At 64.8% G+C, this 8,510-nt stretch carries 11 protein-coding genes; 4 read left to right on the forward strand and 7 right to left on the reverse strand.

Annotated elements, in window-relative coordinates:
• The coding region (locus KBY78_RS13585; RefSeq protein ID WP_255144029.1) for a 3'-5' exonuclease at positions 1 to 907 on the reverse strand (907 nt) is incomplete at its 3' end.
• Positions 908 to 1,050: 143 nt separating this feature from the next.
• Here KBY78_RS13585 and KBY78_RS13590 point away from each other — a divergent pair.
• The 3 genes from KBY78_RS13590 to KBY78_RS13600 are packed head-to-tail and all read left to right on the forward strand — an operon-like array spanning position 1,051 to position 2,684.
• Complete coding sequence (locus KBY78_RS13590) at positions 1,051 to 1,521, forward strand: peroxiredoxin (protein WP_255144030.1); 471 nt, start codon at positions 1,051 to 1,053, stop codon at positions 1,519 to 1,521.
• Positions 1,522 to 1,526: 5 nt separating this feature from the next.
• On the forward strand, positions 1,527 to 2,276 hold the full coding sequence (locus KBY78_RS13595) for a DUF1350 family protein (protein ID WP_255144031.1): 750 nt from the start codon (positions 1,527 to 1,529) through the stop codon (positions 2,274 to 2,276).
• 21 nt (positions 2,277 to 2,297) lie between these two features.
• Positions 2,298 to 2,684, forward strand: coding sequence for a DUF805 domain-containing protein (locus KBY78_RS13600; RefSeq protein WP_255144032.1), 387 nt, complete (start codon positions 2,298 to 2,300; stop codon positions 2,682 to 2,684).
• 24 nt (positions 2,685 to 2,708) lie between these two features.
• On the opposite strand, the gene acs is transcribed toward KBY78_RS13600, so the two are convergent.
• Positions 2,709 to 4,676, reverse strand: a complete 1,968-nt coding sequence (gene acs / locus KBY78_RS13605) for an acetate--CoA ligase (protein WP_255144033.1) — start codon at positions 4,674 to 4,676, stop codon at positions 2,709 to 2,711.
• 47 nt (positions 4,677 to 4,723) lie between these two features.
• Between acs and KBY78_RS13610 the strand changes: the two genes are divergently transcribed.
• Positions 4,724 to 5,374, forward strand: coding sequence for an HAD family phosphatase (locus KBY78_RS13610; RefSeq protein WP_255144034.1), 651 nt, complete (start codon positions 4,724 to 4,726; stop codon positions 5,372 to 5,374).
• A gap of 28 nt (positions 5,375 to 5,402) precedes the next feature.
• On the opposite strand, the gene KBY78_RS13615 is transcribed toward KBY78_RS13610, so the two are convergent.
• The 5 genes from KBY78_RS13615 to KBY78_RS13630 form a co-directional block, all read right to left on the reverse strand.
• Complete coding sequence (locus KBY78_RS13615; protein WP_037980169.1) at positions 5,403 to 5,624, reverse strand: hypothetical protein; 222 nt, start codon at positions 5,622 to 5,624, stop codon at positions 5,403 to 5,405.
• A 71-nt stretch (positions 5,625 to 5,695) separates the two neighbouring features.
• Positions 5,696 to 6,022: a hypothetical protein gene (locus tag KBY78_RS13620; protein ID WP_255144035.1), complete on the reverse strand. Its 327-nt coding sequence runs from the start codon at positions 6,020 to 6,022 to the stop codon at positions 5,696 to 5,698.
• Positions 6,023 to 6,193: 171 nt separating this feature from the next.
• Entirely contained in the window at positions 6,194 to 7,129 is a 936-nt protein-coding gene (locus KBY78_RS13625; RefSeq protein ID WP_255144036.1) for a phycobilisome rod-core linker polypeptide, read from the reverse strand.
• A gap of 284 nt (positions 7,130 to 7,413) precedes the next feature.
• Positions 7,414 to 7,602 carry an adenylate/guanylate cyclase domain-containing protein gene (locus KBY78_RS16400; RefSeq protein WP_399215910.1) on the reverse strand — a complete coding sequence of 63 codons (189 nt, stop codon included), beginning with the start codon at positions 7,600 to 7,602 and terminating at the stop codon, positions 7,414 to 7,416.
• A complete protein-coding gene (locus KBY78_RS13630) occupies positions 7,599 to 8,348 on the reverse strand; it encodes an adenylate/guanylate cyclase domain-containing protein (protein WP_255144037.1) in 750 nt (249 codons plus the stop codon). Before KBY78_RS13630 ends, KBY78_RS16400 begins: the two co-directional genes overlap by 4 nt.
• Positions 8,349 to 8,510 lie beyond the last annotated feature (162 nt).

Consider the following 8,510-nt stretch of genomic DNA (forward strand, 5'->3'; position numbering starts at 1 on the left):
AGGCGGCGTGGCGGCCGGCTGCATCCGGCTCCACCGGCCTGACGGAAAAATCGAGCTCGCGCGCCTCCCGCTCGCTCAGGCGCCGGCTCCAGGCCTTGGCCACCGGATCGTTCCAGCGGAATCCCGCTTCCCGTGCCCGATGGCGCTGGTCGTAGGGCAGCTCGGCCCGGTAGAGACGCCGTGGCTCAAGCCCAGCCAGCAACAGAGAGTTCAGGTCTTCGCAGCGCTCGAAGACCTGGGCCAGGTAGATGCAATCCGTGAGGGCCCGGTGGGCGGCCCAGACCGGGATGCCATAGGCGAGGGCCAGATCCCGCACCGAAGGGGTGGCCTTCAGCCGGCGCTCGCTCGGCCAGCGCAGGTCATCCATGCTGCACAGCCAGGGCTTGTCGATCGCCGGCAGAGGCCCCCGGCCGAACCAGGCGCGATCGAAGGCGGCGTTGTGGGCCACGATCACATCGGCGCTGGCCACCAGCTCCTGGAAATAGATCAACCCTGCCTGCCAGGGCTGCTCCAGTCGGCTCACGGCGGCATCGATGCCGTTGATGGCCTCGGCCGCGTTGCTCTGGCAAGGCAACAGCAGCGACAACTGGCTCAGCACGGCGCGGCTTGAGACATGAAACAGCACCGCTCCCACTTCAATGCAGTGGTCGCGCTCCGGGTCCAGGCCGGTGGTCTCGGTGTCGAGGATCAGCAGCCGCTGGGGACAGGTCAGCCCGGAGCTCGTGGCCTTGGCCGGCGGCGTCTGAACAGCGGTGGGGGAGGCGGCCGCCGGCTCAGTTCGGATCGGTTCGGCCGGTCTTGGTTCAGCCGCATCGGGCACGAGGCTGAGCAGGCTGGTCTGCTGCCAGCGGTTGGCCTGCTGGCCTGCTGGATCCAGGGGCTGAGGGGATCCCGACGGTGCTGCCATGGGCCGGCTCCCCCCAGCGTGGTTGCGTTCCATGATCCCAGCTCCAGGGAGCTGATGGGGATGGTGGGTCTGCAAGCCATGCAGCCGGGTTCGCTGCGGCCTCCACGCTGCCTAAGGTGACTTCAATAGTTTTTGATGCACCCGTGGGCAAGGCCATCCAGGTCGGTGACAGGGCTCCCCTGATCGTCCTGAAGGATCAGAACGGCACGGAGCGCCGCAGCGATCAGCTCGCAGGGCGCCCCCTGGTGCTCTTCTTCTATCCCAAGGACGACACCCCCGGCTGCACCATGGAGGCCTGCGCCTTCCGCGACAATCACGCTGAGCTGCAGGCCCTCGGCGCCGAGGTCTGGGGCGTGAGCGGCGATGACGGTGCCAGCCATGAGCGCTTCTCCCAACGGCATCAACTCCCCTATCCCCTGCTGGTGGATCAGGGCAACAGCCTGCGTCAGGCCTTCGGGGTGCCCGGCGCCCTGCTCAACCTGCTGCCGGGCCGCGTCACCTACGTGATCGATGGCGAGGGGGTGGTGCGCCACGTGTTCAACAACCTGCTGGATGGGCCGGCCCATGCCCGTGAGGCCCTGGCCGCCCTCAAGCGGCTGGTTCCCCAGGCCTGAGCGCGGTGAGTCGCTGGCGTCAGCAGGGGAGTCTCTGGTGTCTGGAGCCGCCCGTTTCGACGGGCGTGATCGAGTTCATCGGTGGCAGTTACCTGGCGGCCACCCCCCAGATCAGCTACCGGCGTCTGCTGGAGGCTCTCTGCCGGCGCGGGCTCAGCCTGCGGGCCTGGAGTTACGTGCCGGGGTTCGACCATCAGGCCCAGGCCACCGAGGCCTGGCGGGCCTTTCGGGGGGCGCGGCAAGGAACATCGGCGGGAACACCGGCGCTGCCGGTGCTGCGCCTCGGTCACAGCCTTGGCTGCAAGCTGCACCTGCTGGCGCCGGACGGGGGCCGCGGCAGCAGCGCCCTGGTGGCGATGAGCTTCAACAACTTCTCCGCCGACCGTTCGATCCCCCTCCTCGCTGATCTGGCCCCCCGGCTGGGGGTGCGCACCGAATTCAGCCCGTCGCCGCAGGAAACCCTGCGACTGGTGAGCCAGCTCTACGGCGTGCCCCGCAACCTGCTGATCCGCTTCGGCAGCGATCCCCTCGACCAGAGCCCCCCGCTGCTGGAGGTGCTCCAGCAGCGCCCCGGTGACGGCAGCTCTCTGCTGCAGCTGGGCGGCGACCACCTCACTCCCGCCAGCGCCGGCCTGCGTCAGAACCTGCTGGGGACCTGGGCCGATGACCCCCTGCGCCAGCGCCAGATTGATCGCCTGGCTGCCACGATTGACAGCTGGTGGCGGCAGGACGGGGGCCAGGCCGAGCGGGGGTAGGACCACTACGGTTGCAACCGATTGATTGACAGCACCAGCAGGCTCCGACACTGTTTGTGCGATTGGATACCAAACCAGGACAGCTTGATCATGCTTGATGCCTACATTTCTGGCTGGAAACGCGCCTTCGATTACAGCGGCCGATCCACCCGTGGCGACTACTGGTGGTACTTTCTGGCCAACTTCATCGTTGCCCTCCTGCTTGGGCTGGCGGCCCAACTGGTCAGCCAATTGAGCACACTGCAGACCCTCTATTCCATTGCCGCCATCGTGCCGGGCATTCCCCTCTGCGTGCGTCGGTTGCGCGACGCAGGCAAGGCCTGGACCTGGATCTTCATCACGCTGGTGCCCATCATCGGCGCCATCTGGTTGATTGTGCTGCTGGTGATGCCGTCGGTGCCTGGCTGAGCCAGACAGATCGAACGGGCACGATCAGACCCGCAGCGCATCGAGCACCGAGCGGTCCTCCAGGGTGCTGGTGTCACCGCTCACCTCCTCACCGGCCGCCAGGGCCCGCAGGATGCGGCGCATGATCTTGCCGCTGCGGGTCTTGGGAAGGGCGCCGCTGAAGCGGATCTCGTCGGGGCGGGCGATCGGACCGATCTCGGTGCCCACGTGCCGGCGCAGTTCGGCGCCAAGGGCTTCGTCACCGCTGAGGCCCACTTGAAGGGTCACGAAGGCCACGATGCCCTCACCCTTGAGGTCGTCGGGGCGGCCCACCACGGCGGCTTCGGCCACGGCCGGATGGCTCACCAGGGCCGACTCGATCTCCATCGAGCCCAGCCGGTGGCCGGAGACGCTGATCACGTCGTCGACCCGGCCCATCACCCAGTAGTAACCGTCGGCGTCGCGGCGGGCACCATCACCGGCGAAATAGAGGGGCCGGCCGTCGGCGCCGGTGATGTGCTCCCAGTAGCTCTTGCGGAAGCGCTCGGGGTCGCCGTGCACGTTGCGCATCATCCCCGGCCAGGGTCGTCGCACCGCCAGGTAACCGCCTTCATCCACGCCTACGCTTCTGCCTTCACTGTCGACAACATCGGCGGCGATGCCGGGCAGCGGCAGGGTGGCGGATCCTGGTTTGGTGGGGGTGGCCCCGGGCAGGGGGCTGATCATCACCCCGCCCGTCTCGGTCTGCCACCAGGTGTCGATGATCGGGCAGCGGTCATGGCCGATCACCTCCCGGTACCACATCCAGGCCTCGGGGTTGATCGGCTCCCCGACTGTGCCGAGGATCCTCAGGGTGCTCATGTCGTAGTGATCCGGCACCTCGCGGCCGCTCTTCATGAAGGCCCGGATCGCCGTGGGGGCGGTGTAGAAGAGGGTCACCTTGTGCTTCTCGATCACCTCCCAGAACGCTCCGGGTTTGGAGGGCCGTGGGGCCCCCTCGTACATCACCGTGGTGGCGCCATTGGAGAGCGGGCCGTAGACGATGTAGCTGTGGCCGGTGATCCAGCCCACGTCGGCGGTGCACCAGTGGATGTCGTCTTCACGGAGGTCGAAGATCCACTGGAAGGTGAGGTGGACCCAGAGGTTGTAGCCCGCTGTGGTGTGCACCACCCCCTTCGGTTTGCCGGTGGAACCTGAGGTGTAGAGCACGAACAGGCGGTCTTCGCTGGCCATCGGCTCCGCTGGGCAGTCGGCGCTCTGGCCGTCCACCAGCTCATGCCACCAGCGGTCGCGGCCCTCCTCCATCGCCGTGGGCTGCTCGGTGCGGCGCACCACCAGCACGTGCTCCACAGTGGGGCAGGCGCCATCGGCCAGGGCCTGATCCACCGCGGGTTTGAGTGCTACGGCCTTGTCCTTGCGGAAGCCGCCATCAGCGGTGATCACGGCCTTGACGCCGCCATCGATCAGCCGGTCGCGCAGGGCCTCGGCGGAGAAGCCGCCGAACACCACCGAGTGGGGCGCGCCGATCCGCTCGCAGGCCAGCATGGCAATGGTCGCCTCCGGCACCATCGGCATGTACAGGGCCACCAGGTCACCCTTGCGGATGCCGAGCGCCTTGAGGGCGTTGGCGGCCTTGCAGACCTCAGCATGCAGCTCGCGGTAGCTGAAGCGGCGGCTGTCCCCGGGTTCCCCTTCCCAGATCAGGGCTGTCTTCTCGGCCCTGGGGCCATCCAGGTGACGATCGAGGCAGTTGTAGGCGAGGTTGGTGGTCCCCCCCTCGAACCAGCGGGCGAAGGGCGGGTTGCTCCAGTCGAGCACCGTGTGGAAGGGCTCGAACCAGTGCAGTTGCTCCCGGGCCTGCTCGCCCCAGAAGGCGTCGGGGTCGGCCTCAACGCGCGCCACCAGCTCCCGGTAGGCGGCCATGCTGCCGATGCGTGCCCCGGCCGCCAGCTCCGCCGGCGGCTCGAACACCCGCTCTTCCTGCAGCACCGATTCGATCGTGACCTGGCTCATCGGGTCGGGGGCGACACCAGGTCATTGTGGACTGAGAGGATGCGTCGATGAACAGCCCCGCGGCCTGTCTGTTCGACCTCGATGGTCTGCTGCTCGACACCGAGCCTCTGCACGGTCAGGCCTGGCGGCAGGCGGCCCTGGAGTTTGGCCTCGAGCTCAGTGATCAGCAGCTGCTGGAGCTGCGGGGGCGCCGGCGCCTGGACAACGCCAGCAGCGTGATTGCCTGGATCGAAGCGACGGGCCGTCAGCCCCCCAGCAGCGATCGGTTGCTGGCGGTGCAGCAACCGATCGCCCGGGAGCTTCTGCCCGGGGCTCGGGCGATGCCCGGGGCTCCCGAGCTGCTGCGTCGCTGCCAGGACCTGGCGATTCCGATGGCCCTGGCCACCAGCAGCAGCCGCGACTCCGTGGGGATCAAGTGCGCTCCCCATCCCTGGCTGGAGCAGATCGAGCTGATCGTCTGCGGTGATGATCCCGAGCTGACGGAAGGCAAGCCTGCCCCTGACATCTTTCTGCTGGCGGCCCGGCGGCTGGGGGTGGTCGCGAGTGCCTGCTGGGCCTTCGAGGATTCCCTTGCCGGGGCCCAGGCGGCCCTGGCCGCAGGAGCCTTGGTGCATGTGCTGCTCCCCGACGGCCTTGGGCGGGAGCATTACCCCCAGGAGGTGCGCTGTCTGCTCTCCCTGGCTGAGCTGGAGCTCTGAGTGCTGAGCGTGACCCGGCGCCTGGCGCTCAGCTGTCCTGGGCTGAACTTGTGAAGCGCTGGTAAAGGCGAAAGCCCAGCCCGCCCCAGAGCAGCGTCCAGACCGTGAAGGTGGCCAGGGTGCCCAGCTGGTTCGTCTCGATCGAGTACACCCCGGCCTGGATGAAACCGGCATCGATCAGGGAGCCACCGATCCCCCAACCCAGCACCCAGCTGATCATGAAGCCAATGGCCTGGAGGTTGCCGGTCATGGCAGCGCCGCGGAACATCTGCGGCATTCTCCTGTGCTTCGATCCCACGCCCATCCATCTGGCGCGTTTGACTACCAGGCGCCGGTGGGCGCAGCCGACACCTCGTGCTGAGCTGATAGTTGAGAGGACCCTGGCTGCTGGGTCATCTCGACAGCAGCCACCTTCACTGAAGCTTCAATGGCCTGCTGGCGATAGCGGCGCAGGCAGTATTTGCAGCCACCAGTGGTCTGCAGGTGACGCTCAGGCGTGATCACGATCAGGCGAACGGGATGATCCAGGCAGCGGATCTTCACTGGAGATCGATAACTGCGGTACTCGATCTCCTCGTAGCTGTAGTGGTGGCCAAACCGTTCCATCGCCCGCTTGAGGAAGGTTTCGCGATCGATCCTTACAGCCATGGACGTTCTTGTACTACAGGCAACACGACAGTGAAACGGTGCGAGCACTTGGCTCAGGGATCTCGCCCTAACCCTTGGCCACTTCCCAAACTATCGGATGGCAGAACGGGGGGCTCCCCAGGATTTCCATCTTTCTGAAGATTGATGGCCAGGGGAACCCTGTGGCAACCCTCAGCTCACCACCACGTTCGTGACCCGCCCACCGAGACGGTTGACCCGTTGCAGGGCCTCGTTCATGCGGCTGAAGGGAACGCGGATCACGTAGGCGCCACTGCGTACGTAGTCGTTGTTGGCCAGGCCCGTGGCGGAGATGGTGACCAAACGGCCACTGCCGCTGCTGCTCTCACCGGCTGACACCCGCAGGGCTTCGACCCGGTGCTCCTGGGAGGGGGACCGCAGGGGTGCCTCAGGGGAGAACTCGGAGGAAATCCCCGACTGGGTGCTCACCAGCGCCTTGAACGGTCCTTCGGTCGAGACGATCACCACCCGGCCACCGGCGCCACGTACCGGCATCGCCTTGTCCTGGTGCAGGGCCTTGCCCAGGCGGAACTGGGTGCCGCTGGTGTCTCCCTTCACGGAAGCCGCGGCTCCGCGGGCAAGCAGCATCAGCCAGGAGAACTGACGTCCCTCATGGCCCTTGGAGTAATCCCAGCCGTGCAGGTAGGGCACAGTGTCAAGACCGAAGCGTTCCTGGTATTCGTCGCTGTCGATGTAGGAATCGATCTCCGCGTCGTAACCCTGGTCCTGCAGGATCGTGAAGTGATGCAGCATCTCCGCCTTGTTCTGAGGTGCCCGCCCCAGCAGATGCTTGTGGTTCAGTTCAATGAAGCGATAGGGATTGCAGTTCTCGAAGAATCTGGATCGATAGAGGCCACTCTTGGCCACAGTCCGCACCAGTTCCCGCACGTTCAGAGCGCCGTTGCGGAACAGGGACTCAGCCCCATTGAGACGCTCACTGGCCATCACATACTGCTGACCGAGCACCTGCTGATAAACGGCCCGAATGATCTGCTTGGTGTCCTGCTCGGAGCCGTTTGACCAGCTTTCCCTGTTGCGATCATTCGCGAAGCGATCAATGCCTAAGGCGGGCGCCTGGACCAGTGCCATGAGAAACGTTGCGGGGGACAAGGGAGAAGAAAGGGCAAGCCAAGGAGCGCCATTCGTGCCATCAGTCGCGTACTTGCTGGCAATTGTTTGCCCACAAGTGCTTGCTACGATTTCGCCACTCTTGCTGCCGGCAACACTGTAAGATGAGTGAGCGTTTCCGCGTATTTCTTCACAAGCATTTAATCAACGCAGGGAATCTTCATGTTCTGAAGGGTTGAATCATGCCCCGCAACGGCCCTGAGCCGGAGTCGTCGCCTGTGCTCTTTTCCTGGTCGGCTCTGCAGTCATGGGTGAGATCCTGAGGCCAACGGCGCTGCCCCAGCCAGGCTGAAACGCGGGATGATGGCCAGCCTCTCCAGCGCCATGTCGGCGATGGCTTCAGCGTGGTGAGGGAGCGATCTGAGCAGCCCACTGGCAACCATGTAATGATCGCCGATGGTCTTGATCTTTTCGAGACCATGGCGATCGCTCACAGATCGTCGAAGGCGCTGACCACGTCGTTGAGGCGTGAGACAAGGTCATGGCAGGGAAGTAATCGCGAAAGCTCCGTGAATCCGACGATATCAGCAAAGAGAACGCTGACATCGTCATGAATCTGAGCGATCAGGTCGCTTCCATTTTTCATCTCGGCAGCGATTAGTTCAGGCAGAATGTTCAGCAGGAGTTTCTCGGCCCTTTGTTGTTCATCTTTGGCCAGAATTTCTGCCTGCATTCTGCGATTCATTTCCTGATACGTGCGTAAAAACGACTGATTGAAGGCTGACTCCACGTCAGTCAGCTCGTCATTGCCCCTCACCGGCATCAGGATTTTTGCCGGATCAATCGAACTGTCTTCGAGGAATGCGCGGCCCGCCAGGGTGCGTTGCTCACGCAGGGCCAGCACCCTCGAGATCACCAGCCGATCAAGAATGAACATGGTCGCGAAGGTGAGGAACAACGCAATCCCAAGAACGATCAACAGGATCTTCCCCACATAGCGAATCAGGCCTGCTTGCAGGCCACTGGCGACATGGCGGATCACGAGGCGAAGATCACCGCCACCGAGCTCCTGAGGGCTCCAAACTGCATCATAACGTGTGGAGAATGGTATCCAGGAGGAAGACGCTTTCCCTGCAGCTTGGCTGGGCTTGATTCCCGTTGTCGGAGCTTCCCCGAAGCTGCCGAGGACAAGCCTGCTTGAATCCGTCAGAAGGCTGGCCCCCCTGATCGTGTTCACCATGGCAGGTGAGGCCAATTCTTCAATGGCGGTAAGCAGGGACTCCTGAAAAACGGCCGACTCCATATCTCGCCGTAACGGGCGTCTGAGCTGGACTTGTGCAGGCTATGGCCACGTCTATGCGGTGACTGGCCAATCGTTCCAGCTTTCGTCGGTAAAGGCCCA

Source organism: Synechococcus sp. EJ6-Ellesmere (assembly GCF_024345875.1).
Taxonomy (GTDB): Bacteria; Cyanobacteriota; Cyanobacteriia; order PCC-6307; family Cyanobiaceae; genus Regnicoccus_A; species Regnicoccus_A antarcticus.